This is a genomic window from Kribbella sp. NBC_01484 (assembly GCF_036227145.1).
GTDB lineage: Bacteria > Actinomycetota > Actinomycetes > Propionibacteriales > Kribbellaceae > Kribbella.
Genome location: NZ_CP109437.1, coordinates 7,786,987 through 7,811,122, shown reverse-complemented (window position 1 = coordinate 7,811,122; position 24,136 = coordinate 7,786,987). Strand labels below are relative to the sequence as shown.

The 24,136-nt window shown below is 68.1% G+C and carries 23 protein-coding genes and 7 tRNA genes; 18 read left to right on the top strand and 12 right to left on the bottom strand.

Features of this window, described 5'->3' with window-relative positions:
* The first annotated feature begins 18 nt into the window (after positions 1–18).
* From rsgA to OG555_RS37745, 3 genes are all read left to right on the top strand, one after another.
* The gene (gene rsgA / locus OG555_RS37755) at positions 19–1,086 is read left to right on the top strand and encodes a ribosome small subunit-dependent GTPase A (protein WP_329478051.1); all 1,068 of its coding nucleotides are present in this window, start codon (positions 19–21) and stop codon (positions 1,084–1,086) included.
* Between the two features lie 31 nt (positions 1,087–1,117).
* Positions 1,118–1,861: an SDR family NAD(P)-dependent oxidoreductase gene (locus OG555_RS37750; RefSeq protein WP_329478049.1), complete on the top strand. Its 744-nt coding sequence runs from the start codon at positions 1,118–1,120 to the stop codon at positions 1,859–1,861.
* 175 nt (positions 1,862–2,036) lie between these two features.
* Positions 2,037–2,885 carry a DMT family transporter gene (locus tag OG555_RS37745; protein WP_329478047.1) on the top strand — a complete coding sequence of 283 codons (849 nt, stop codon included), beginning with the start codon at positions 2,037–2,039 and terminating at the stop codon, positions 2,883–2,885.
* Between the two features lie 85 nt (positions 2,886–2,970).
* Here OG555_RS37745 and OG555_RS37740 read toward each other — a convergent pair.
* The 4 genes from OG555_RS37740 to OG555_RS37725 all read right to left on the bottom strand — a co-directional run bounded on the left by OG555_RS37740 (position 2,971) and on the right by OG555_RS37725 (position 4,313).
* A tRNA-Val gene (locus OG555_RS37740) sits at positions 2,971–3,042 on the bottom strand.
* Positions 3,043–3,081: 39 nt separating this feature from the next.
* Positions 3,082–3,152, bottom strand: a tRNA-Cys gene (locus tag OG555_RS37735).
* 32 nt (positions 3,153–3,184) lie between these two features.
* Positions 3,185–3,257, bottom strand: a tRNA-Gly gene (locus OG555_RS37730).
* Between the two features lie 186 nt (positions 3,258–3,443).
* The gene (locus OG555_RS37725; RefSeq protein ID WP_329478045.1) at positions 3,444–4,313 is read right to left on the bottom strand and encodes a sigma-70 family RNA polymerase sigma factor; all 870 of its coding nucleotides are present in this window, start codon (positions 4,311–4,313) and stop codon (positions 3,444–3,446) included.
* Between the two features lie 105 nt (positions 4,314–4,418).
* Here OG555_RS37725 and OG555_RS37720 point away from each other — a divergent pair, with 105 nt between their 5' ends.
* The 3 genes from OG555_RS37720 (at position 4,419) to OG555_RS37710 (ending at position 7,439) form a co-directional block, all read left to right on the top strand.
* The gene (locus OG555_RS37720) at positions 4,419–4,868 is read left to right on the top strand and encodes a pyridoxamine 5'-phosphate oxidase family protein (RefSeq protein WP_329478043.1); all 450 of its coding nucleotides are present in this window, start codon (positions 4,419–4,421) and stop codon (positions 4,866–4,868) included.
* A 220-nt stretch (positions 4,869–5,088) separates the two neighbouring features.
* Positions 5,089–6,234, top strand: a complete 1,146-nt coding sequence (locus OG555_RS37715; protein ID WP_329478041.1) for a PucR family transcriptional regulator — start codon at positions 5,089–5,091, stop codon at positions 6,232–6,234.
* A gap of 230 nt (positions 6,235–6,464) precedes the next feature.
* On the top strand, positions 6,465–7,439 hold the full coding sequence (locus OG555_RS37710) for an alpha/beta hydrolase (protein ID WP_329478039.1): 975 nt from the start codon (positions 6,465–6,467) through the stop codon (positions 7,437–7,439).
* A 35-nt stretch (positions 7,440–7,474) separates the two neighbouring features.
* Here OG555_RS37710 and OG555_RS37705 read toward each other — a convergent pair whose 3' ends face one another.
* A complete protein-coding gene (locus tag OG555_RS37705; protein ID WP_329478037.1) occupies positions 7,475–8,425 on the bottom strand; it encodes a LysR family transcriptional regulator in 951 nt (316 codons plus the stop codon).
* Between the two features lie 97 nt (positions 8,426–8,522).
* Between OG555_RS37705 and OG555_RS37700 the strand changes: the two genes are divergently transcribed.
* A complete protein-coding gene (locus tag OG555_RS37700; RefSeq protein ID WP_329478035.1) occupies positions 8,523–9,413 on the top strand; it encodes a cyclase family protein in 891 nt (296 codons plus the stop codon).
* A 4-nt stretch (positions 9,414–9,417) separates the two neighbouring features.
* Entirely contained in the window at positions 9,418–9,720 is a 303-nt protein-coding gene (locus OG555_RS37695; RefSeq protein WP_329478032.1) for a CBU_0592 family membrane protein, read from the top strand.
* Here OG555_RS37695 and OG555_RS37690 read toward each other — a convergent pair.
* Positions 9,687–10,277, bottom strand: a complete 591-nt coding sequence (locus OG555_RS37690; protein ID WP_329478030.1) for a TetR/AcrR family transcriptional regulator — start codon at positions 10,275–10,277, stop codon at positions 9,687–9,689. The genes OG555_RS37695 and OG555_RS37690 overlap by 34 nt on opposite strands.
* An 80-nt stretch (positions 10,278–10,357) precedes the next feature.
* Between OG555_RS37690 and OG555_RS37685 the strand changes: the two genes are divergently transcribed.
* Positions 10,358–11,611, top strand: coding sequence for an FAD-dependent monooxygenase (locus OG555_RS37685; protein WP_329478028.1), 1,254 nt, complete (start codon positions 10,358–10,360; stop codon positions 11,609–11,611).
* Between the two features lie 26 nt (positions 11,612–11,637).
* Entirely contained in the window at positions 11,638–12,414 is a 777-nt protein-coding gene (locus tag OG555_RS37680) for an AAA family ATPase (RefSeq protein ID WP_329478025.1), read from the top strand.
* A gap of 899 nt (positions 12,415–13,313) precedes the next feature.
* Here the strand turns inward: OG555_RS37680 and OG555_RS37675 are convergent.
* Positions 13,314–13,493 carry an ArsR/SmtB family transcription factor gene (locus OG555_RS37675; protein WP_329484924.1) on the bottom strand — a complete coding sequence of 60 codons (180 nt, stop codon included), beginning with the start codon at positions 13,491–13,493 and terminating at the stop codon, positions 13,314–13,316.
* 422 nt (positions 13,494–13,915) lie between these two features.
* On the opposite strand from OG555_RS37675, the gene OG555_RS37670 reads away from it, so the two are divergent.
* A complete protein-coding gene (locus tag OG555_RS37670; protein WP_329478023.1) occupies positions 13,916–15,172 on the top strand; it encodes an MFS transporter in 1,257 nt (418 codons plus the stop codon).
* Positions 15,173–15,745: 573 nt separating this feature from the next.
* Here OG555_RS37670 and OG555_RS37665 read toward each other — a convergent pair.
* A tRNA-Val gene (locus OG555_RS37665) sits at positions 15,746–15,817 on the bottom strand.
* Positions 15,818–15,948: 131 nt separating this feature from the next.
* Between OG555_RS37665 and OG555_RS37660 the strand changes: the two genes are divergently transcribed.
* On the top strand, positions 15,949–16,509 hold the full coding sequence (locus OG555_RS37660; RefSeq protein ID WP_329478021.1) for a CGNR zinc finger domain-containing protein: 561 nt from the start codon (positions 15,949–15,951) through the stop codon (positions 16,507–16,509).
* An 80-nt stretch (positions 16,510–16,589) separates the two neighbouring features.
* Here the strand turns inward: OG555_RS37660 and OG555_RS37655 are convergent, their stop codons facing one another.
* A complete protein-coding gene (locus OG555_RS37655; protein WP_329478019.1) occupies positions 16,590–17,408 on the bottom strand; it encodes an aminotransferase class IV in 819 nt (272 codons plus the stop codon).
* A 176-nt stretch (positions 17,409–17,584) separates the two neighbouring features.
* Here OG555_RS37655 and OG555_RS37650 point away from each other — a divergent pair.
* The 3 genes from OG555_RS37650 to OG555_RS37640 all read left to right on the top strand — a co-directional run bounded on the left by OG555_RS37650 (position 17,585) and on the right by OG555_RS37640 (position 17,871).
* Positions 17,585–17,657: transfer RNA gene (locus OG555_RS37650), tRNA-Gly, on the top strand.
* Between the two features lie 32 nt (positions 17,658–17,689).
* Positions 17,690–17,760, top strand: a tRNA-Cys gene (locus tag OG555_RS37645).
* Between the two features lie 39 nt (positions 17,761–17,799).
* A tRNA-Val gene (locus tag OG555_RS37640) sits at positions 17,800–17,871 on the top strand.
* A gap of 590 nt (positions 17,872–18,461) precedes the next feature.
* Here OG555_RS37640 and OG555_RS37635 read toward each other — a convergent pair.
* From OG555_RS37635 to OG555_RS37625, 3 genes are all read right to left on the bottom strand, one after another.
* On the bottom strand, positions 18,462–19,070 hold the full coding sequence (locus tag OG555_RS37635; protein WP_329478017.1) for a formylglycine-generating enzyme family protein: 609 nt from the start codon (positions 19,068–19,070) through the stop codon (positions 18,462–18,464).
* 18 nt (positions 19,071–19,088) lie between these two features.
* On the bottom strand, positions 19,089–20,549 hold the full coding sequence (locus tag OG555_RS37630; protein WP_329478015.1) for an ArnT family glycosyltransferase: 1,461 nt from the start codon (positions 20,547–20,549) through the stop codon (positions 19,089–19,091).
* Positions 20,550–20,628: 79 nt separating this feature from the next.
* Positions 20,629–21,027 (bottom strand): SDR family NAD(P)-dependent oxidoreductase, encoded by a 399-nt coding sequence (locus OG555_RS37625; protein ID WP_329478013.1) that lies wholly within the window; start codon positions 21,025–21,027, stop codon positions 20,629–20,631.
* 77 nt (positions 21,028–21,104) lie between these two features.
* Here OG555_RS37625 and OG555_RS37620 point away from each other — a divergent pair, with 77 nt between their 5' ends.
* The 3 genes from OG555_RS37620 to OG555_RS43060 are packed head-to-tail and all read left to right on the top strand — an operon-like array spanning position 21,105 to position 24,135.
* Positions 21,105–22,190, top strand: a complete 1,086-nt coding sequence (locus OG555_RS37620; RefSeq protein WP_329478011.1) for a GntR family transcriptional regulator — start codon at positions 21,105–21,107, stop codon at positions 22,188–22,190.
* A 47-nt stretch (positions 22,191–22,237) separates the two neighbouring features.
* Positions 22,238–23,806 carry a sensor histidine kinase gene (locus tag OG555_RS37615; protein ID WP_329478009.1) on the top strand — a complete coding sequence of 523 codons (1,569 nt, stop codon included), beginning with the start codon at positions 22,238–22,240 and terminating at the stop codon, positions 23,804–23,806.
* Positions 23,803–24,135: a response regulator gene (locus OG555_RS43060; protein WP_442914466.1), complete on the top strand. Its 333-nt coding sequence runs from the start codon at positions 23,803–23,805 to the stop codon at positions 24,133–24,135. Before OG555_RS37615 ends, OG555_RS43060 begins: the two co-directional genes overlap by 4 nt.
* Position 24,136: the final 1 nt, after the last annotated feature.

Below are 24,136 nucleotides of genomic sequence, written 5' to 3'. Positions count from 1 at the left end.
CTCCGAAAGGTTCGCCGCATGTCAGCCACACTCCAGGCCCTGGGACTCGACAGTTCCACGGCCGACTTCCTGCAGTCCGTCCCGCATGACCTCGTACCGGGACGCGTCGCCCGGGTCGACAAGGGTCTGGCGACGGTACTCACCGAGGACGGGCCGGTCCGCGCGACCTGGTCCGGTGCGATCCTCGCGGCGATGGCCGGTGACGCCCAGGCCGGCCCATGCACAGGGGACTGGGCCGTACTGCGGTTCTGGCCGGACGAGCGGATCACGCTCGAGTCCCTGGCGCCTCGTCGTTCGGCGATCGTCCGCGCCGAGGTCAGCGGTACGTCGAAGGGCCAGGTGCTGGCCGCCAACGTCGACATGATCGCGATCGTGGTCGGCCTCCATCCCGAGCCGAACATCGGCCGGATCGAACGCTTCCTCGCGCTGGCGTGGGAGAGCGGTGCGCGGCCCGTCGTCGTACTGACCAAGGCCGACCTTGTCGGCGACGCCGACGCTGTTGCCGAGGACGTGGCGAACGCTGCGCCTGGTGCCGACGTACTGGTGTGCAGTGCGACCACTGCCGACGGTTTGGAGGCAGTGCGGTCGCTGCTGGACGGCAACGCGACTATGGCGTTGCTGGGATCGAGTGGCGCGGGCAAGTCCTCGCTGGTGAACGCACTGGCCGGTGTGGAGCTTCTGGATGTGCAGGACATCCGTGACGACGGCAAGGGACGGCATACGTCGGTGCGGCGCGAGCTGATCGTGCTGCCCACCGGCGGGATCGTCATAGACACGCCAGGGCTGCGGGGAATCGGCCTGCAAGAGTCGGGGGAGGGGCTGGCAGCTGCGTTCCCGGACATCACGGCGCTGGCCGAGCAGTGCAAGTTCAAGGACTGCGCGCACCTCACAGAGCCAGACTGCGCGGTCCAGGCGGCCTTGGCGGACGGGACGCTCCCGGTCCGTCGCTACGAGAGCTGGACGAAGCTGCAGCGCGAGGCCGCGTTCATGGCCCGCCGCAACGACCTCCGCCTCCGCGCCGAGACCAAGAAACAGTGGGCGCGTGCCTCCAAGTCGTACCGCCGGGACGTGAACCCGCGGCCGTAGCCCGTGCTCCCGTGATGAAAGGATCGGGAGCATGAATCGTTCGGTACTGGTGACGGGAGCCTCGCGGGGGATCGGTGCGGCGACGGCGCGGGCCTTCGCCGCCGCGGGGGATCGCGTGGCGGTGCACTACAGCGCATCGGCCGACGCAGCGGCCCAGGTACTGAAGGAGTTGCCGGGGACCGGACACGTGCCGGCACACGCCGATCTCGCCGACCCGGTCGCGATCCAGACGATGGTCGACGACGCGGCGACTGCTCTGGGCGGCATCGACGTACTGGTCAACAACGCCGGCGTCTACCATCCGCACCGCATCCGCGAGACGACGTACGCCGAATGGCAGCAGGCGTGGGCCGACACTCTGGCCGTGAACCTGGTCGGCCCGTCGAACGTCACCTGGTGCGCCGTCCGCCACATGAGCCGCGGCGGCCGCATCGTCAACGTCTCCTCCCGCGGCGCGTTCCGCGGCGAGCCCAACCAGCCCGCGTACGGCGCCTCGAAGGCAGCGATCGTCTCCTTCACCCAGTCCCTGGCCCGGGCGCTCGGGCCAGAGGGGATCGCGGTGACGGCGATCGCCCCCGGCTGGACGGTCACCGACATGGCCGCCGTACACCTGGATGGCGATGGCTACGACCGCCGCCGCCTGGAAAGCCCGCTCGAACGAGTAGCCGACCCTTCGGAGGTCGCCGCCGCGATCCTCTATCTCGCCTCCCCGGAAGCCGAGTTCGCGACCGGCACCGTCCTCGACTTCAACGGCGCCTCCCAACTCCGGATGTAATTCAGTCGGCAGACGCGCCCGGACTGGCTAAGGTCCTGATCATGCATCGCATTATCACTCCGCCGACCGCCGCCTAGGCGGACGGTCAACCGGTAGTGCCCAGGCTCTGACCTGGGCTCCTTCGGGCTGTTCGCAGAAGCCCCACGTCACCTTGCGAACACCCCCGGAGTCTGCAATGCATCACCGTCTCGCGTCCTCATCCAGGCGCGGCTTCCTCTACGTCACCCTGGCCGGCATCGCCTGGGGCACCGGCGGCCCGACCGGCGCGCTGTTGTTCGACCACGCCGCCCTGGGTTCCACCGCCGTGTCCTTCTGGCGCCTCGCCGCCGCCGCTCTGTGGCTGGCCCTGGCCCGCCTCGTTCTCCGCCGAGCCCCGATCCGCCCGCTGCTCGCCGCATCGCCGGTCCGCTACCTACTGACCGGCCTCGGCCTCGCCGTCTGCCAACTCGGCTACTTCGCCGCCATCCCACAGGTCGGGGTAGCTGTAGCCACCGTCGTCGCCTTGGGCGCCGGCCCGTTCTTCATCGCCCTAGGTGCCCGGGAACGCATCACCCCGGCTCTACTAGCCGCAGTAGCCGGCCTGGCCCTTCTCGTGCCCAGTGCAGGAGCCGGCTCGGCAGCCCTGCTGGGCATCGCCTTCGCACTTCTGTCCGCAGCCGGTTACGCCCTGACCACTCTGCTCAACCGCAACGAGCCAGACCCGATCTCCGGCGCCTTCCTGGGCTTCGTTGCCGGCGCCGCACTCCTCTTGCCGTTAGCAACCATCGACGGCATCATCCCCACCGCGCCCGGCTGGCCCTTGATCGCCTACTTCGGCCTGGTCCCCACCGCCCTCGCATACACCCTGTTCTACGCCAGCCTCACCACGCTCCGCGCCTCCACAGCCGCAGTAATAGCGCTCATCGAACCCGTAGTAGCCGCAGCCCTCGGCCTATTCCTCTTCCACGAGCACCTGACCACCCTCAGCCTGGTGGGCGCTGCCGTACTACTGGCCGCGGTAGTCCAACACGCACGACGGGAGTAACAACCCAACCACGGCGCTGCCGCACAAACGACGAAGGCGAGGTGTGCCTGCGGGTTCCGCAGGCTCACCTCGCCTATCGCCTTCGTGGACGATACTGGGATCGAACCAGTGACCTCTTCCGTGTCAGGGAAGCGCGCTACCGCTGCGCCAATCGTCCAAACAACACCACACAACACACTCTCACGTGACGGTGTCGAGGTGGAGACGGGATTCGAACCCGTGTACACGGCTTTGCAGGCCGTTGCCTCGCCTCTCGGCCACTCCACCAGTGAGAAAGCTGGCCCGCCGAACCCTCTCCGAGCGGACGACCGGGTTCGAACCGGCGACCTCAACCTTGGCAAGGTTGCGCTCTACCAACTGAGCTACGTCCGCATCGCTCCGGCGACTCTTTCCGCTCGGTGCGAGAGCAGAACAGTAGCGCACTTTTCGCCTACGCAAAAACCGGATTCCAGGGTGTCGCGATGCGGACGGTCCGAGCGTGATTCTCACCTCATCCGTCACAACAGCCCCACCCGGCAAGACGCCGTTTGTCCACCTGCCACGCCGGGCCGCGCGGCCTCAACTCTCCAGCGCTGCGAGGTCGACGTCGCGGAGGTAGTCGGAGTCGCCGCGCAGATCGATCGCGGTGATGCGGCCGTCGACGACCGTGAACACGAACACCACCTGCGGCTGGCCGTACTGCGACCACACCAGCCCGGCCAGCCCGTCGACCAACGTCAGCCTGGCTGCCTGCGCGCGCCCGGCGAACGACGCCGCGACCGCCCTCGCGCCGGACGCCATGGCGGCGGCACCACGCGCCGCGACGGCCGAGTCGGCCCGCACGACGACGCCGGGGTCGAGCAACTCGAGCAACGCCTCGAAGTCGCCACTGCGCGATGCCGCGAGGAACGCGCCGACGATCTCCTTCTGCCGGATCGCGTCGGTTCCGGACGGTTCCGGCGTACCTTGCACTCGACGCCGCGCCCGGCTGGCGAGCTGCCGCACCGCGGTCGGCGACTTACCCAGGATCGGCGCGATGTCGTCGTACGGCACGGCGAACATGTCGTGCAGCACGAACGCGAGCCGCTCGGCCGGCGTCAGCGTCTCGAGTACGACGAGCAGCGCGAGGCCGACCGAATCCGCCTGCACGGCTTCCAGTTCGGGATCGGGTACGGCGTCGTCCGCGAACGCGGGGGACTGGTCGCCGACCGGCTGCTCGGGCCGCCGGCGCCGGGTCCGCAGCATGTCGAGGCAGATCCGGCCGACCACCGTGGTCAGCCACCCGCCGAGGTTGTCGATCGAGCCGGTGTCCGAGCGGCTGAGCCGGATCCACGCCTCCTGGACCGCGTCCTCGGCTTCGGGCTCGGAGCCTAGGATCCGGTACGCGACGACCTGCAGGCGGTCCCGGTTCTCCTCGAACCGGGTCGCCAGCCAGTTGTCCTCACCCATCCCGACCACGTCCTTCCCCTGTGTCACACTCTCGGGCCCGCCGCCGTCATCCGATTGACGGTCCACCCGCCGCACATGTGACACCAGAATCCAGAGGAGCCCACCATGACGGACCCGGCCCGCCCGCTGTCCGAACGCAAGCAGGACACCCTCCGCCGGCTGGAGCACGACGTCGACGCCTGGGTCGCCACCGCCTCCCCGGACGGTACGCCGTACCTGATGCCACTGTCCTTCCTCTGGAACGGCGAGACACTCCTCCTGTCCACCGCGGCAGGCAACCCGACCGCCCGCAATCTCGCGAAGAGCCCGACACTGCAGCTGACGCTCGGCCACACCCGGGACGTCGTACACATCACGGCCACGACCGAGACTCTGCGCGCCGGCGATCTCACGGATGCGGAAGGCGACGCGTTCGCCGAGAAGGCCGGCTTCGACCCGCGCCCGCTGGCGAACTACTTCTACTTCCGCGCCACCCCCACCAAGATCCAAGCCTGGCGCGAAGTCAACGAACTGAAAGACCGAGTCCTGATGGAATCCAACTCCTGGCTGGTGTAGCCGGTCACCAGCCCCCGTCGTCCATCATCGCCGCGTCGCTGAACTCGCCGCGCAGTGCCTCGATCTCGACGCGGTCGGCAGTGGCCTGAAGGTCATTCATCGGTTTCCTCCGGGGCTCTGTTCTCTAGTTGGCAGGTTCTTCCGTCCACTACGACGACATGGCCACCCGGAATGTCAGGCAACGCTGAGCCTGGTCAGCTGCGCGCGGAGATGAGGCAAGATGGCGGACATGGTCGAAGGGGTCCGCGAGAGTCAGGTGATCCGCCTGATCGCGGCCCTCGAGAGCGACGATGAAGTGGTCGAGCCGATCCTGCGGCGGGTGCGGAGCGAGATCCCCAGCTACCAGGCGGTCGGTCGTGAGCAGATCGTCGCGAGCGTCCACCGGATCCTCAGGCGGGTGTGCCGCACGCTGCGGGCGGGGGAGGTGCCTCCTCCGGACGAGTTCTGGGAGGCCGAAAGAGCCACGGTCGAACGGCTCGGGGCCGGTGTGCCGATCGAGGACATCATGGCCGGGTTCCGCGTCACGATCGCGAGCATCCAGGGCCGTCTGGTCGAGTTGGCGGTGGAGTGCGGAGTCGACGGGGCCGATGTGGTGGCGTTGACCTCACTGTTGTGGAGGCTGAGCGACGCGTTCTCGGCGCGGGCTGCGGCCGACTATCACCGGCAGGGACTGGCCCTCGCGATGGCGGACCAGCGGCGCCGGGACGAGTGGCTGGCAGGCGCACTCGCGGGCGACCTCGACCATGCACAACTGGAGAGGGGATACACGGTCTATCGGCTGCGCCGGGACACGACGTACCGCGCCTTCTGCACCGGCCCGGGCGAAGAGCAGAGGATCGAACAGGTTCAGCGTGCACTCGCCGAGCACCACGGGCACGGTGTGCTGATGGCTCCGACGCGCGATCGGCTGGTGGGCATCATGGAGAATCTGCCCACGCCCGTGCCGGGTCAGCTCATTGCGCTGGGAGTTCCGGCGCCGGTGGACCGGCTCGCCACGTCCTATCGGAGTGCGCAGGATGTCCTGGCCGCCGCCCTGCTGCAGTACCGCGAGGGCGTGCACACCCCGGAGACCTTGGGCTGGCGGCTCGCCGTGCCGACGCTTGGTGAGTTGGGTGAGCTGCTACGGATGCGCTACCTCGAGCCACTTCACCGCGCGGGTGCTTTCGGCGACCAGGTCATCGAGGCGCTTCGCTGCTACCTGTCCCATGGCCGGAGCATCCCCCAGAGCGCGGCGGCTCTGCATGTCCACGTCAATACCTTGCGCTACCGGCTGTCGCGCTTCGAGGAGTTGACCGGCCGCTCGCTGCAGGACACCGACACGATCGTGGAGTTGTCGTGCGTCCTCTACGGAGCACCTGCCTCGTAGCTGGCTACGAACCAGCTCTGCCAGCGTTGGACCGGCGTTCGTAGCGAACCGAGGGACCAACGGCGCATTGTCGTGGCGTCCCATCCAAATGACGCGCGTCGCGGCCACACGCCGCCGTGTCGGGGGAGCTCCGTGACCGGTATGGAGCTGGTTGCCCCCGGCCCGCGTAGTGGTCACCCAGTTGGTGCTGGGCCGACGGTGCCGGGACGTCAGCAACGCAGGAGGAAATGATGAGCGACAGCACCCACATCGAGCAGCCGCCGCTGGGCATCCGGCTGATGCATGCCCTGGGCAAGGAACCGTCCTGGTTGACGATGACCGACCAGGAACTCGCCGCCTTTCGTGACGCCGAGAATCGCAAGCGGATGTCCCCGCTGGCCCGGGTGATCACCGGCCGTCCGGACCGCGGCGCCGTGATCGAGTGGCAGGAGATGGCGCTGCCCGGGCGCGAGCTCAGGGTCCGGGTGTACCGGCCGTCGGCCGGCGGCGCCGGCCTCCCGTTGGTGGTCCACGTTCACGGCGGCGGATTCGTCGGTACGGCGGTGCAGAGCGACTGGGTGAACAGCCACCTCGCGGCTCGGCTGCCGGCGGTGGTCGTCTCTGTCGAGCACCGCCTCCTCAGCTCGGAGACTCCGCTGTCCGCGGCGGCCGACGATGGCTGGGACGTGCTGCAGACCGTGGTGCGGCAGGCCAAGCAGTGGGGGATCGACCCAGCCCGCGCCGCTGTCTTTGGTGAAAGCACCGGCGCCCTGATCGCCGCCCTGGCAGCGATCAGGGCCAGGGAGTGCGGCCTGCAATTGCGGGCACAGGTCCTGGTGAATGCCGCCGTTGACGTCACCTCAGCTCTCTACGACCACGCGTCGATGACCACGTACGCCGACAGTCCGACCCTCACGAGGACGCAGATGGAACTGTTCTGTCGTCTCGCTGTGCCAGAGGGGACGGACCCTCGCCCGCTGTCACCGCTGCAGGCTGACGACCTGAGCGGTTTGGCCCCAGCACTTCTGGTCGTGCCGACGTTCGACCCGGTCTCCGATCAGGGCCGTCGGTATGCAGAGCGCCTGCGCGACGCCGGGACCCCGGCTCGCCTGGCCGAATTCCCTGGCGCAACGCACGCGTTCCTCAGCATGCCGAGCGTGGTTCCGCAAGCAAAGCCCGCCCGGGCGGAGATCCTTGAGTTTCTCCGGGACCGCCTCGCCGACTGACCGACCCTCATCGCTGCGTCTGTCGGCCTTTGCCGTCAGTTGTGGTGCAGTGGTGTGCGCGGCATCGCGATGGGAGTCAGGCCAAGGTCGAACGCGACTGTCTGAAGGGCGTCGACCAGGGCTTGGGTCCGTGGTTCGGGGCCGGCCGGCAGGTCGCGCCGCAGGACAGTGATGCGGCGGTGGCCCGCGACCGGTACCGATGGCAACGCGATCGCCAGGGGCGACGCGCTCGCGAGGGCCAGCTTCGGAATGACCGCGGCGCCGAATCCGCCCGCGACCAGCGCCAGGACGGTGGGGAACTCCAGGCATGTGTGGGCGCGGTGCGCGGTGAATCCGTACTGACCGGCGATCCTGTCCAATGCCCGGCCGCATGCGGTGTCCGGCGGACTGGCGACCCACGGGCGAGCAGCCAGATCCTTGATCGAGCCGGGACGAGGCGACCACGCCGTTGGCGTGACGATGCAGTACTCGTCGTCGGCGACCGGGGCGGCGGACAGGCCGCGCAATGGGCCAGGCGACCCTGAGTCGTCGGCGTCGTATTCGGCGATCACCAGGTCGATTGCTCCAGTGCGCAACTCGGTCAGCGCCGGCAGACCTTCCAGCTCCACAACCTCTGGTTCGAGATCGGGATGAGTAGTCGCCAGTTCGCGCAGCGCCGGAACGACGAGATGGCAGACCGCCGAGGAGAACGCCGCAATCGTCACCGGGCCGCTCAGCCTGCCATTCAGCTCGGTCAGCTCTCGGCGGGCCTCGGCGAGTTCCTGTTCGATGCGCTCTGCGCGGGCGGCCAGCAGTTGGCCGGCCGGTGTGAGGCTCGCCGTCCGGCGAGAGCGATCGATCAGCGGCTGGCCGACTTCCCGCTCGAGCTGTGCAAGCTGCTGGGAGACCGCGGACGGGGTCAGGTGGAGCAGCTGCGCCGCGGCCGCCATGCCACCCCGCAGCGCTACCGCGCGCAGCACCCGGAGGCGGCGGGGATCGAGCTCCATAAGCATCACTGTAGCAACGCTTCAGATAATCTCGCTTGTCATCAAGTATTCCTTCACGGAACATCGAGTCATGAGCGACAACACCGACGAGTGGCGGGTGCAGTTCGACGCCGGCGTGACCTTCGCGAACGGGGGCGGTCTCCAGGCCCAGGACTTCCGGCTGGATGTGCCGGGTCCCGACATCGGCGACGGCGCCCTGGGCGAGTTGTTCGTGCGGCACCTTGGCCTTCTGATGGTCGACAAAGTGGCCATCAGCAACAAGCGGCTGCTTCGGGAGCCGCACAAGGGATCCCGGGGTACGGCGGCCGAGCCGGCAAGTCGACCGCGGACGGTCGACCTCAGTCACGGAATCCGTGACGGGATGATCACCTACCCAGGCCTGCCTGCCCCGGAGATCAGCGATCACCTTTCGCGGCAGGCGTCCCGCGAGATCTATGCGGCCGGCACCGAGTTCAGCATCAGCCGCATCTCGATGGTCGCCAATACCGGCACATATCTCGACAGCCCTTTCCACCGCTTCGCTGAGGGGGCTGACATCGCAGCGCTGTCACTGTTCCGGCTCACTGATCTCGACGGTGTTGTGATCCGAGTTCTCGGCAGCGGGGAGCGGGCCATCGAGCGGCGTGTGCTGCTTCCCTACGACGTTGCGGGGAAAGCTGTGCTGATCCACACTGGCTGGGACCGGAACTGGGGCACCGAACGCTATGCGAGCGGCTATCCCTTCCTGACCGCGGACGCGGCGGCGTGGCTTGCAGCGCAGCAGCCCGCATTGGTGGGAATCGATTCCCTGAACATCGATGACGCAGGCGACGGCAGCCGTCCGGCGCACACGGCACTGCTGGACGCCGGAATTCCCATCGTGGAGCATCTGCGTGGGCTGGAGCAGTTGCCGCCGTACGGTTTCCGGTTCCATGCCGCGCCTCCGGCCATCGAAGGCATGGGGACATTCCCGGTCCGTGCGTACGCCGTCGTGGACCAGGACCGTTAGTCCGATGGAAGCCGTCATCGCTGTGGTCGGCTGGACCGGCGCTGGAGTGCTGCTGGCCGCCTATGCGTTGGCTTCGGCTGAACGGATCGCGGCAGGCGGGCAGGTATTCCAGGTGATGAACCTGCTGGGTGCCGTGGCGCTCACCGTGAACTCGGCTTGCCACCGGGCGTGGCCCTCGGCCGTGCTCAACGCCGCGTGGATCACGATCGGAATGGTGGCGCTGAGCCGTCGCTCAACGTCTGTGGGGAGTGCCCACGTCGCCGCACCCGACCGTCACGACGCAGAGGATCTTCCAGTGTCACCATGAGCCGCCTTGGCCCTGCGCCGCGGCTCGATGCCCAGGGCGGCGCAGGCGCCGTCCACGGCCACCCGGCGGAGCTCGTCCTTTGGCACATCGGCGAACTGGATGGTGCAGTCCTGGAGGCCGCCCAAGGCGATCACGGCCCGGGCGGCCTGCTCCAGCGTGGGTTCGGGGCCTTGCAGCAGCTTGACCAGCCGCCTGCGCCAGTCCAGTACAAGGTCGATCAGGCCCAGGTCGGCGAGCGTGGTCAGTTCGCTGAGCATGAGCACCATCTCCGCGCGGTGGCGGTAATGGAAGTCGAAGTAGCCCTCCAGCAGGGCGCGGGGCTCGACCTCGCCCAGCGCCTCCTGGCCCACGAGGAACGTCTCTTCCTCGTCGAGGATCGGCTGCACGATGCTGCGGACCAGTTCCTCGCGTGAGGAGAAGTGGTAGTAGAGCGACGGCTTGGTGATGCCCAGCCGGTCGGCGATCTCCTGCAGGCTGGTCCGCTGCACACCCTGCTGTGCGAACAGCTCGCGGGCGACCTCCTGGATTCGCTGCTTGGTGCCAGGGGGACGAGTCATGTCGCCAGCCTATCTTACTTAACGATAGGTAGGTGGCCGTGTTACCGTACCTACCTATCGTTAGGTAAGGAGGCATGAGCATGCGAATTCTCATCTCCGGCGCCAGCGTCGCCGGTCCGGTGCTGGCGTACTGGCTCACCAGGCACGGCCGCTCCGTCACGGTCGTCGAGCGCGCGCCGGCTCTGCGCAAGACCGGTGGTCACTCGGTTGACCTGTTCCGGCCTGCGATGGCCATCTCGGACAAGATGGGCGTGCTCGCGCGCGTCAGTGAGCGGGCCACCGGCACGAACCGGATGACCCTGAAGCGGGAGGGCGTACGGCGTCCCGTCCGGGTGGACCTCTCCAAGATCTTCAGCGCCACGCCGGACGAGCACGTCGAGATCATGCGTGACGACCTGAGCGGGATCTACTACGACGCCGCATGCGACGACGTCGAGTATCTCTTCGGCGACTCGATCACCGCGATCTCGCCCGACGGCGAGGTGCGTTTCGAGAACGCCGCGCCGCGCCGCTTCGACCTCGTCGTCGGCGCGGACGGGCTGCACTCCAACGTGCGCCGTCTCGTCTTCGGTCACGAGTCTCGCTTCAGCGACTTCATCGGGGCCTACTTCGGGGTGCTGACCCTGCCCAACACCTTCAGCCTCGACGGCGAGCTGCTGATCCACGTCGGCGTCGGCCGCACGGCCGGCATCTACAGCGCGCGGCACCTCGACGAGGCGCGCGCGCTGTTCCTCTTTCGCAGCGAGCGCGAGCTCGACTACCACCACCACGACGTGCCCCGGCAGAAGGACTTGCTGCGCGGTGCGTTCCGCGGCCTTCACGCCGACGTGGACCGCTGGCTGGACGAGCTCGACCGTACGCCGGCGTTCTACTTCGACTCGATCACCCAGGTCCGCATGGACACCTGGTCGCGAGGGCGGGTGACCCTCGTTGGCGACGCGGGCTACTGCCCAGGCCCGGCCGTCGGTGGGAGCACCAGCCTGGCCGTCGTCGGCGCATACGTCCTCGCCGGCGAGCTGGCGCGGGCGGGCGGCGACCACGAGCGCGCCTTCCCGGCGTACGAGCGCGCGATGGCGGAGCACGTGCGCGGCAGCCGCGCGGTCGCGCTGAGCGCCGCGAAGACCCTGATCCCCACGTCGCGCCTCGGCGTGTCGGCACTGGCTCATGGCGCCCGCCTGATCTCTGCCCTGCCCGCGGGGCCTAGCCGCGCCCTCCTGCGTCTCACCACCAAGAGCGCGCGCGTCTACAACTCCATGACGGTCGACGACTACCCCATCGCCCGCCGGATCACCAACGCGGGTCGGCCTCGCGGAGCGGATCGGCCGCTCACCTGAAAGCGCTGAGGTTAGGCTGGAGCCATATGAATGAAGAACCGAACTACGAGCACGCGGGTATCTTCTGGGTGGGTGGTCCGGCGGCGGCGGGCAAGACCACGGTGAGCCGGCTACTCGCCCGAAAGCATGGATTTCTCTGGTACAGCGTAGATGCTCATGCATTCGCTCACGAGAAGCGCGCAGCTGCGGCCGGGATTCATGTCATGGGTGCCGGGCCCGGAGACTTTGATCGCCGGCCGATGATCCTGGCAGACATCCAGTCGCTGCCCGTGGATACATCGGTTGTCGTCGAAGGTGCATTCGTCACTCCCGAAATGGCTGGGATTTCCGAAAACGCAGTGTGGCTGATGCCGTCCGGGGAGGAACAGCTCGCGCGACTGGAACACAGGCGGCCGGGCGGTGACCATCGAGGTCAGATCTGGGGCTGGGGGCTGGTGCGGAGCCAACTTGAGGGAACCGGCGCAAGCATCGTCGTCGTCGACGGTCAGACAATCGAGCAAACACTCATGGCGGTCGAGCAGAGGTTCAGCGCAATTTTGAGATCTTTCTCCACAGCGCGCACCACCGATGAGCGACAGTCCTTGATTCGTATCAGCAATCGCCAACTCGCCGAACAGGCGAGAGAAAGACTGCGATTGGGACGCGACAAGGAGTACGGACACCACGCGGTCCGCGTATTTGATTGCGAGTGCGCACAGGCAAATTGCCATGAGCTTGTCGAACTTGCCGTCGATGAGATGCCAACTTTGCTCGCTCAGTCGCCCCCATCAATTGTCTCACCCGCACACTCCAACTTGACCTGAAGCCGCCCTGGGCCCAGAGCTGGAGGCCGACATGCTGAGTCACCGGCACGTGATTGCGCCGGGCAACCGACTTCGCAGACCTCGCCAACTGGCTCTCGGCTCCATCGCCGTAGTTGCGGTCGCGGCGAGCACCGGTCCGGCGGAACGTGCCCCAAAAGGTTGCGTCGTCGGGCGGTGATCGTTCTCACTTGTAAATGAATTACCGCCCCCTGGCGGCAGGCGTAGCGTGCTTTCCGTGTGTGAGTTGATCTTCCGAGGGAAGGACCGAATCCGCCCTTCCTGGCGGGTGTTTTCAGTCGTTGGGCTTGTACTGATCGTTCGTGCGATCATCGGTCACGTCGGCGTCGTGGGACTCTGCTTGCTGGCGGGCCTGACGGCCGCGGTGGTCGGTCTCGGCATCGGCGCGGCGCGGCGCGGCGGAGCTGGACCAGGGTCGGGCCGGAAGGAATCACCGTCTGCTGGGGCATCGGGCGGCGTGGTCGAACCTTTCCTTGGCAGGAGATCCGATGGATCGACGTCCTGGGAAAGCAGCGGTGCACACCTCGGATGCGCGGCCCGGATAACCCTCGCGAACGGGCGGCGTCTCAGGCTGCCTGCGCTCGCGAGCACCAGCGCCTACCCACAGCCGACCTTTCCCGAGGACTTCCGGCGAGTCGTCGCCTGGTGGGAGTTCAGCACCGACCCAGCCGCACGGTTCCAGCCACGGCTGACGTTGCGAACCCGGCTGGCGCCCTACATGCCCGGCGTGACCATAGCTCTGCTCATAGTTGTCGGCGTCGTCATCGCCCAGGTCGTACAGACTTAACGGGTCGAACCGTCCTGTCGCGTCGGTCCGGCGCGCTCTCGCGGCGCGGGTTCGAGTTGACGTCGGAAAACCCCAGGCGTGCCGGAGACATGATCTACATCCCACGGACGAGCCGGTCGCCGAGGTCCGAGCGGCGGTAGAGGACCGAGCGGCCGTGGCGGGCCGAGATGAGTAGGCCGGCGGCGCGCAGTGCGCGCAGGTGCTGGTTGGCGGCGGTGGTTGTGACGTTGAGGCGGACGGCGAGTTCGGTTGACGATGTCGGCGTCTCGAGCAGCCTCAGCAGTTGGGCGCGGACACGGCCGATCAGGCCTACCAGGGCGGTTGGCGGTGTGGTCGTCTGGGTTTCCCAGAGCGTTCCGAGGCCGCGTGCCGGGTAGATGAGGTCCGGTGGTTCGTTGGGGGAGATCGGTACCGATCCGCGTCGGCTGAAGAGCGAGGGGGTGAGGGTCAGGCCGCGGCCGGCGGTCGAGGTGCGGTAGGAGTGGTCGCTGCGCAGCCGTATCCGCAGGACGGTGTGATCGAGGCGGACGTGTGGGTCACGTTCAGCGGCGAGATCGCGAACCGTACTTCGCCGAGGTCGTTGCCCGCGAGCAACGGGTGTAGGTGACGTTCTTCAGGTGCGCGGCTCGTACTCGATCATGAAGCAATACGCTACATCTCTGGTGTCGGGGGAGGTTCGGGTGCCACAACTGTCGGGTGCCTGAACTCCTCCGCGATCCGCTCGGACGCGCGCTCGCGTCCGCGGTGGCCGCGATGTCGCTGTCGCGTGGCATGTTCTTCGCCGTCAGCGCCCTGTATTTCACCCGCGGAGTCGGGCTGTCTGCGGCCGTCGTCGGGATCGGTCTCACCGCCGCTGGAGGGGTCGGCGTGGTGGCGTCGTACGCCGGTGGTCGGCTGAGCGACCGCTGGGGTGCCGATCGGCTGCAGCAGTGGGCGCTGGCCGCGAACGGCGTCTCGCTGCTGGCCTATGCCCTGGCCGGCAACGTCGTCAGTTTCGTGCTGGTCGCGGCGTGTGTCTCGGCCAGCCGCGGCCTGATGAGCACCGCTCAGATGACGTTGCTCGCCCGGTGGTACGTCGGCCCGGAGCGGGTCGCTGTCCGTGCCCGGCTGCGGGTGGTGATGAACGTCTTCATCGGCGTCGGCACCCTGCTCGCGGGACTGGCTCTCCTGGCCGACACCACCATGGCCTACCGCCTGACGGTGGTCCTCGTCGGCGCGATCACGATCCTGGGCACGGTCCCCCTGATCGGTCTGCGCCGCAGGGTCGCCGGGCTGGCGGCACGGATGGACGCCGCCGGCACCGCCGGGGCGTCACGCGGGCGCTCACCGCTGCGGGATCGCACCTACGTCGCCTCGACAGTCCTCAACGCCGTACTCGCGATCCACTTCGGGCTGACCACGGTCGGGGTACCGCTGTGGGTCGCCGACCACACCGATGCCCCGACGGTCGTGGTCTCCGCGCTGCTGCTCGTCAACACCGCCTACGTAGCGCTCTTCCAGGTCCGTGCCTCCCGCGGCACGCAGAACCTGCGCACCGCCGGGCGGTCAGTACGCCGAGCGGGCCTGCTCCTGCTCACCGCCTGCCTGCTGTTCGCCTTAGCAGGCCATCTCGGCGCCGCGGCAGCAATCGCCGTCCTGGTCCTCGCCGCTCTCGCCTCCTCCGCGGCCGAGACGCAGGGCGAGGCCGGAGGCTGGGGCATGGCCTTCGAACTCGCCGACCCCACTCGCGCCGGCGCCTACCAAGGCCTCAGCCAAACCGGCAACGCACTCGCCCTGATGCTCGCCCCCGCCGTCGTCACCACAACCGCCATCGACCACGGCACACCAGGCTGGATCGCCCTCGGCACCCTCTTCGCAGCCACCGGCACCGCAACCGCAGCCGTCGCAAACCACGCCGCCACACGCAGGAACCAACGCAACACGCCCGTCGGCACCACTCCCGCCTGCACTTAATGCCAGTGACCCGATGACCGACTGTGCAGGCGACGCACGGCAATCGAACTCAGGACCACACCAACAGAACCCGGATGCCCCGGTCGGTTGATCTGTGGCGCAGTTGCCGCGCGGAGATGGTGAGGGCGGCGGGGCCACGGGTTCTCGATCTAGCGCGCGACCACAGGAGCCCGCGTGCTTAGGCGGGCGGGATCGCGGAGCCGAGCGCAGCGTGGGCGCAAATCCGACGGCGGCGAGCAACCAGGGAGCCGAGCGAAGCGTGGGCGCAAACCCGACGGCGGCGAGCAACCAGGGAGCCGAGCGAAGCGTGGGCGCAAACCCGACGGCGGCGAGCAACCAGGGAGCCGAGCGAAGCGTGGGCGCAAACCCGACGGCGGCGAGCAACCAGGGAGCCGAGCGAAGCGTGGGCGCAAACCCGACGGCGGCGAGCAACCAGGGAGCCGAGCGAAGCGAAGGCGCAAGGGGGTGCGGGTGGCGAAGCCCCCGCTCGCGGCAAGCGAAGCGCAGCCGCACAACACGAAGCAGGCGACGCGGCTCGCGCTTTCCGCGAGCACACGTCGCCTGTCGACTGCGTGGGCGATACTGGGTTCGAACCAGTGACCTCTTCGGTGTGAACGAAGCGCGCTACCACTGCGCCAATCGCCCGTACTGTTGGTGCTGTTGTTGCTTTCTGGTGCCTTGCGGGTGAAACCTTAGCGCATCATGGAGCGACGATCTAATCGGCCCGGGCTACTCTTGCTGCAGGACGGAGACCCCGTCGCGTTGGAGACGTGATTGTGACTTTCTCGCACGACACCGAGCAGGCGCTCGGCACGCTGGTCCGGCTCGTCAACACCCTGCCCGGACCGAACAGCCAGGTCGACACGATGGAGACGCTCGAGGAGCTGGAGAAGTTCGTCCACGAGCGCGAGTTCAGTGCGGTCGACACGCTGACGGAGAAGGACCTTGCCGAGGTTCGCGACCTGCGTCCGTTGTTCTCGCCGGTGTTCACCACGGATTCCGACGCCACGGCAGCGGTGATGATCAACGCGATCGTCGCCCGCGGTACGACGACGCCGCGGCTGACGAATCACGACGGGCACCCGTGGCACATCCACTACTCGCGGGACGGTGCGTCACTGGCGTGCCGGATCACGGTGGAGTGCGGGATCGCGCTGGCCCAGGTGATCTCCGCCGGCGAACGCGAACGCCTCCGTCGCTGCGAGGCACCGGACTGTGATGACGCCCTGATCGACCTGTCCCGCAACCGTTCCAAGCGGTACTGCGACGCCCGCACCTGCGGCAACCGTCTGCACGTGGCCGCCTACCGCGAACGCCGCAAAGCCTCCGGCGAGTAGCCCCTGAAGTGGGCATCGGATCGCGCTTTTCGGAACATTCTCTGCGCCAGGCGGCAGAAATCATCCGGAAAGTGCGTCCATTAGGGGTTGGGGTTTTCGGCTGAGCGTTCGGTGAAGATCTTGGTGACCTGGGCGGTGATGGCGCCGGGTGCCGGGAGGTCGCGGTTGTCGACGCGGTGGATCGCTTGGACGTCGCGCGTGGTGGAGGTGAGGAAGACCTCCTCGGCGTCGTGCAGGCGCTCGAGCGGAACATCGCGCTCCACTCCGCCGAACCACTCGAGCACCAGCGCGCGGGTCACGCCGGCCAGCGCCCCCGACTCCAAGGTCGGCGTGACGAGCTCGCCGTCGTACACGCAGAAGATGTTCGAGCCCGTGCCCTCGCACAGGTTGCCGATCGTGTTTGCGAAGATCGCCTCGCTGCCGCCGCGTTCCTTCGCGTAGGCGAGTGCGCGGACGTTCTCGGCGTACGACGTCGTCTTCAGGCCGGCGACCGCGCTGCGTTCGTTGCGGACCCACGGCACGGTGACGATCGCCGACGTCGGCCCGGGGCGCTTGATGGCTTGTGTCGCGATCAGGATCGTCGGTCCCGACGTACCGCGATCGGACGACAACGGTGAGACACCACCCGTGTACGTGATCCGCAGCCGGCCGAACGGGATGTCGGGATCGGCCTTCACGACCGCCGCGACGCCCTCCTCGAGCTGGGCCACGTCCGGCTCCGGCAGTCCGAGGCCGACCGCGGACCGAACCAGCCGCTCCAGATGCCTCGTCACCGCGAAGGGACGCCCGTCGACGATCTTGATCGTCTCGAACACACCGTCACCGGTGGTGAGCCCGTGATCCAGTGGCGAGACCGTCGCCTCGTCGTCCTGCAGGGCGCCGTTGAGCCAGATACGCATGTGCCGCTCCTTCCGCGGAACACCTTAGTGCGCAGGCGATCCGGGTCCGCCGGGCGGTCCGAAGGTGACCGGACGATGACGGTACGTCGACGTCGAGGGGACCCCGATTTTTGAACTCCGGGCGAGATGGGCTAGTGTTCTTCTCGCGCCGGGGGAGTCGAAAACCCGGTCGCGATGCGGACGTAGCTCAGTTGGTAGAGCGCAACCTTGCCAAGGTTGAGGTCGCCGGTTCGAACCCGGTCGTCCGCTCGGAGAGGGTTCGGCGGGCCAGCTTTCTCACTGGTGGAGTGGCCGAGAGGCGAGGCAACGGCCTGCAAAGCCGTGTACACGGGTTCGAATCCCGTCTCCACCTCGACACCGTCACGTGAGAGTGTGTTGTGTGGTGTTGTTTGGACGATTGGCGCAGCGGTAGCGCGCTTCCCTGACACGGAAGAGGTCACTGGTTCGATCCCAGTATCGTCCACGAAGGCGATAGGCGACTCGTGTCCGCGGAAAGCGCGGACCGGGTCGCCTTCGTCGTTTGTGCGGCAGCGCTTCGCTCGCCGCGAGCGGGGGCTCCGCCACCCGCACCCCCTTTGCGCCTTCGCTTCGCTCGGCTGCTGTGGTTGATCGCCGCTCGGACGGTTCCGCGCTGGGGTTGCCCGTCGCTGAACGTTCCCGGCGGTGGTTGCCCGCCGCTGGATAGCACCCGGGTCTGGTGGCCCACTCCTGGACAGTTGTCGGCTCCGGTTTCTCGTCGCGGTCTGCTGCCGGGTCCTGAAGGATTGCTGGCGGTGGTTGCGCGCTGCGGCGTGCTGCGGCGTGCTCTACGGCTGTGGTTGCGCCGGGAGTGTGACGTCGGCTGTGGGTTGCGCTGGTACGCGGCCATCGGCCGGCCTGGGGTTGATTGCGGCTGCTGCGCCGGGCTGGGGACGAGATCGAGGGTGGCGCCGGATCGTGGAAGCGCGGGTGCGGGCGGGACTCCGTCGAGGGTGAGTGCGTCTTGAGTACAGCGAAGCGGGCCGAAGGCGCTGGCCGAGATGAGGGCACGGGTGACCCACGGATGGTCGCCGCTCAGAGTGTGATTGATTGGGCGATGCGTAGGCCGAGGTCCTCGATGGCGAAGGTTGGGTGGGAGCGGCGCCGGACGGTGGAACCGACTGAGCGTTCCGGGTCGTCGAAGCCGGCGCCGCGGAAGATGCGGTACGCGCCGTACGTCGCCGGGTCGTAGAGGTCCCAGCACCACTCCCAGACGTTGCCGAGCATGTCGTGCAGACCCCAGTTGTTCGGCGTTTTGAGCCCGACACGATGTGGGTGACCGTCGGAGTTGCCTGCATACCAGGCGATGTCGTCGACAGGCCCGTAGCGGTACGCGGGCACACCCGCGGTGCACGCGTACTGCCATTCGGCCTCCGTCGGCAGGCGGTATCCGGGCGAGCTCGACGACCACGCGACCTCCTCCCCGTCGATCACATACGCGGCGGGCAGACCGTCCTCAGCGGACAACTTGTTGCACAAGGCAACCGCGTCGTACCAGCTGATGCCGGTGAGCGGTACGTCGTCCGCCCCGACGACCGGGTAGCGGCCGAGCCGGAACGCGGCCAGCGAGACCTGCCAGCGAGTACCGAGGCGGTCGTCCCGGAGGGCGATGGAGCCCGCCGGGAGGTCGACCAGAGGGCGCATCGTCCAACCGTACGTGCGTCAGTAGTACCTCCTCAGCTTCGGCCACAGCGTGGACCACGGCTCGGTCGGCGCCGAGCACAGCACGAGCGCGGTGCCGTCCTCGTCGTTCGAGACGAGGTTGTCGATCGTGCCCACCTGCGAGCAGTCCGTGAAGTTCGCCTCGAACGACGGCGTCCGCTCGATCTCGACGAGCAGAACCGGCCCGGTGTTGCTGTCCGGCGGGCGGCCCCAGTCGGCGAAGCTCATGTGTCCCGAGTACGCCGATGGCAGCCCATGTGCGGGCCCATAGCGGAGCAACGCCCCGGCCTCGCCGTAGTTGCCGGCGAAGATCGTGGCCGACGACCGTTGGTCCGCTGGGATTCGCTCCCACGCCGTCGCGACGGCTGCCGCCATCGAAGGCCAGCCGATCTGCTCGCCTTGCTCCTTGTTCACCGGGATGACGAAGTCCACCGCCGACGCCGGAAGCACCGGCAAAGTGAACAGTGCGGACGTCAAAGCGGTGAGCACGAGCCCAACCACCGCAAGCGGCCTGTGGCGGTCGATCCAGCCCAGCGCCGGCTCGCTCCCGGCCGCCACCAGGACGAGCAGCAATGGCAGCGCGTAGTACGACTTCCCGCCGACCGCCAGTACGACGACACACAGCAGCGGGTACGCCAACGCGATGGACCGGGCCCACGGAGTCCGCCACAGCCGCACGAACCCGGCCACCCAGATCGGCACCAGGAACGGCGACAGTTGCAGAATCTGCAGCGGGATGAACATGATCCGGTTCTCGGTGCCGTCGTCCTCGCTGATCCCGCCCGCGACGGTGAGCTGTGGCCAGTCGTGCTGGAACTGCCACACCACGTTGGGCAGAGCGGCAAGCCCGGCCAGCGCGACGCCGGCCAGCAGCCACCACGACCGCAGCACCTCTCGCGGACCGACGATCAGCAACGCGACCAGCAACGCGCCGACCGGGAGAACGACGAGGTACTTGTTCTCCAAGGCGATCCCGACCGTCAGCCCGAGCGCGAGCCACCACCGCCCGTCGCGGGTCCGCAGCAGCTTGACCGCGAACAGTCCGATCAGCATCCACGCCAGCAGGTCGTACGTCGCCGTCGACACGAGATGCCCGACGCCGAGGACGAACCCGGACACGGCCGCACACACCGCCGCCAGCACCTGCCCACGCCGATCGCTGCCGAACTCACGGGCGATCAGCGCCACCACGATGATCGTGATCACGCTGCTCACCGTCGACAGCACCCGAAGACCCATCACGGTGTCCCCGAACACCGAGGTCGAGAGCCGCGCCAGCAAGGGCGTGAGCGGCGGCTGATCGACGTACCCCCAACTCAGCCGGCGCCCGGCAACCATGAAGTACAGCTCGTCGCGGTGGAACCCGTACCGCCCGGACAGCGCCGTCAGCACGAGCCCGACGGCGACCGCGACCGCGACCACGGGACGAGCTGCGAAGGCAGGCATTGCTGGGCGGGTCATGCCGGAATGTTGTCAGCCCATCGGGTCCCGTCACCAGGATCTGATCCGGAACTCCTCCAGACTTTTTCCGGCATCGATGTCACTCGAGAAAGCGTGGCTCCGCACCGCGATCCAGCAGCACCACCCGACCGGCCAGAGACTCGTCTTCGACGAAGCGCACAACGGCGTCGGTCAGGACCTCGAGTGGGACCAACTCAGGGCCACGTTCAGCCACCGGAAGAGCGGCCCCGCCGCCGGCGTTGTTGACCAGGATCTGCGGTTGACATGCCATCAGGTCGGTCACCGCCGCGTCGTCGCGCATGTCGACCTGCACGAACCGCGCCGATGAGCTGATCAGCTCACACGTGCGACTACCGCCCGCGACGTCGATATCGGCCACCACCACCTCTGCGCCGGCCGCGGCCAGGCGCAGGGCGATGGCGCGGCCGATCCCGACCGCACCTCCGGTGACCACTGCGCGTTTCCCGTCGATTCGCATGACAGTCACGCTGCCACCGCCCACCGACAGTGAGGGATGATTTGATATGTCAACCGGACAACAGGTGAGGTGGCGGCGTGGCATTGCTGTACGAGCGGATCTGCAACCACGTCCTGGAGCAGCTCCGGCGCGGTGCACTGAGGCCCGGTGACCGCGTCCCGTCCGAGATGGAGCTCGCAGCGCAGTTCGAGGTCAGCCGGATCACGTCGAAGCGCGCTCTCGAGGTCCTGCGGGAGGCCGGCCTGGTCGAACGCATCCGCGGCAAGGGGACGTTCGTCGTACGGCGCCTGCCCGATCTGAGCCGGATCACGATGCCTCTGCGCGGCCGCCCGGGTCCGCGGCAGGAGGCTCGTTCGATCGCGCTCATCGTGCCGGACATGTCGGAGGCCTACGGTCTGGATCTCCTGAACGCCATCGAGGAGCGCTGCGCGGAGTACGGCGCCCATCTGGTCGTACGGCGAACCCACGGGCGGCAGACCGACGAGGAGAAGGCCGTGGACTCGCTCGTGGCGAGTGTGGACGGCCTGATCGTGTTCCCGGTCCACGGCGACTTCTACAACGCCAGCCTGCTCCGGCAGGTGCTGGACGGCTACCCAGTAGTCCTCGTCGACCGGCATCTATCCGGGATCCCGGTCGCGGCCGTCCACACCGACAACGTGGCGGCCGCGCGGGCGCTGACGTCGCGGCTGCTCGACCAGGGACACCGTCACATCGCCTTCCTCTCCCCACCGCCCGTCAACACGTCGTCGATCGAGGAGAGGCTGGAGGGGTTCCGCTCTGCGTTCGAAGGCAGGGGACAGGCATACGAACTGACCGACCTGCGCAGCACTCTGCCCGGTTCGACGACCACTGAGAGTGTGCGGGCGGACATGGAGGTGATCCGCGCGTTCCGGGAGCGGCTGCCGGAAGTGACGGCGTACTTCGCCTGTGAGTACAACTTGGCCCGGATGGTCGACCGCGCACTGGGCGGCGACGGAGTGGTCGCGTGTTTCGACTCACCAGGCGACTCCATCGGCGGACCGCCGTACCTGCACGTCCGGCAGAACCAGGCGGAGATGGGCCGGCGCGCAGTCGACCTGCTGCTCGCCCAGCTGCGCGGGGAGCCGGTGCCGAACCTGTCGATGGTCCCCTTTGAGCTGGTCGATGCCGACAGCAACACCTGACTTTCGGCAGTACGGCGACATGCAAGCGACTGTGTAGCGTCTACGGCATGACGTGGCGGCGCCTGGGGGACGTCGGCCTGTGGGCCGCGCTGAGCTTCCTCGTGCTCGCCGAGAGCGGCACACGCGGTGATCCGTACTGGGTGCGCGCATCGTGCGTCGGCGTACTGCTCCTGGCCGCGTTCGGTCGGCGCAGGTGGCCGCTGGCCGCACTGGCCGTGGTCGCCTGGGCGCAGATCCTCATTCTGATCTTCGCCCTCGGTACGACGCACGGTGTGCAGATCGCACTGGTCCCGGCGATCAGCCTGTTGAGCTATCTGGCCGGCCGGCGCGAGACGCAGCTGAAGCACTTCGTCATGGTGTGCAGCTGGTCGCTGCTCGGGGGCCTCGCGCTGACGTTGGTGATGAGACGGCAGGTCCGCGCCACGGAGTCGATCCTGTCCTGGCTGGTGATGCTCCTGCTGGCCTTGTTGCTGGTCGTGCTGCCATGGCTGGTCGGCCGGTACCGCGCACAGCAGGCGCTGCTGGCCTCGGCCGGCTGGGAGCGGGCCGAGCGGATCGAACGCGAGCAGCGGATGGCGATCGAGCAGGAGCGCTTGCGCGAACGGTCCCGGATCGCCGAGGACATGCACGATTCGGTCGGTCACGAGCTGAGCCTGATCGCGCTGCGAGCCGCTGCGCTGGAGCTCGATCCCACTCTGCCGGAGGAGCATCGGCGGGCCGCGACATCGCTGCGTGAGGCAGCGGCCACCGCGACCGAGCGACTCGGCGAGATCGTCGGCGTACTGCGGGACGCGGATGCGCCCGTCATGCCGCATGACGAAACCGTGGCCGCACTGGTCGACCGTGCGGCTGCGTCAGGTCTCAACGTGCGACTGGTTGAAGAGGGCACCGGTGAGCTCTCACCGATGGTGGACCGGGCAGTCCACCGCGTCGTCCAGGAATCGTTGACCAATGCGAACAAGCACGCGCCAGGTGCTGCGGTGACCGTGTCCGTGACCTCCCACGAGGACAATGTGCAGATAAGCATCGTCGACGCCGGTGCAACGCGGCCACAGCAGGCAGTGCCGTCAAGCGGTCGCGGCCTGGACGGGTTGCGGGAGCGCGTGCGGCTGGTCGGCGGGACGCTGACCGCAGCACCCCGGCCCGGTGGTGGATTCGAGGTGGTCGCGACGATGCCGCGCGCCGGCGGCCGCCCCGAAGCTGAGAAGCCGACCGACACGGCGGAAGAACGAGCCACGGTACGACGGTCCGCCCGCCGCGGACTGATCACCGTGGTGGCCGCGCCGCTGATCCTCGGCGCCGTCGTCGGAGTGGTTGCCCTCGGCTACTACCTCGTCGCCGGCTACAGCTCGATCCTGCGGCCCGCGCAGTACGACGCGCTGACGATCGGCCAGCGCGAGGACGACGTGGAGAGGGTGCTGCCCGCGATGGAGATGATCGACCCGCCGGGGGAGGGCTACCACCCACCGGCCGGCTGGAGTTGCCGCTACTACCGCCCGGACGCCCCGTTCTCCATCACGTATGTCTATCGCCTCTGCTTCGCCGACGGCGCGCTCGTCGCCAAGCACCTGGTGCAGAGCGGTTCCGTCACACCGACCCCGGAGGCGACCGGATGATCCGGGTGCTGCTGGCCGACGACGAGGCGATGGTGCGGGCCGGCGTCCGCGCGATCCTCGGCACCGATGACGCGATGGAGGTGGTTGCCGAGGCAGCCGACGGCGTGGCAGCGGTCGAGGCGGTACGGCGGCATCGGCCGGACGTCGCCGTACTCGACATCCGGATGCCGCGGATGGACGGACTGGCGGCCGGTGCCGAGATCCGGCGGACCGTGCCCGAGACCTCGGTGGTGATGCTCACGACCTTCTCTGAGGACGCGTACATCGCCCGCGCGCTCGGCGACGGCGCGAGCGGGTTCCTGTTGAAGTCGGGGACCCGCGGGAGCTGAT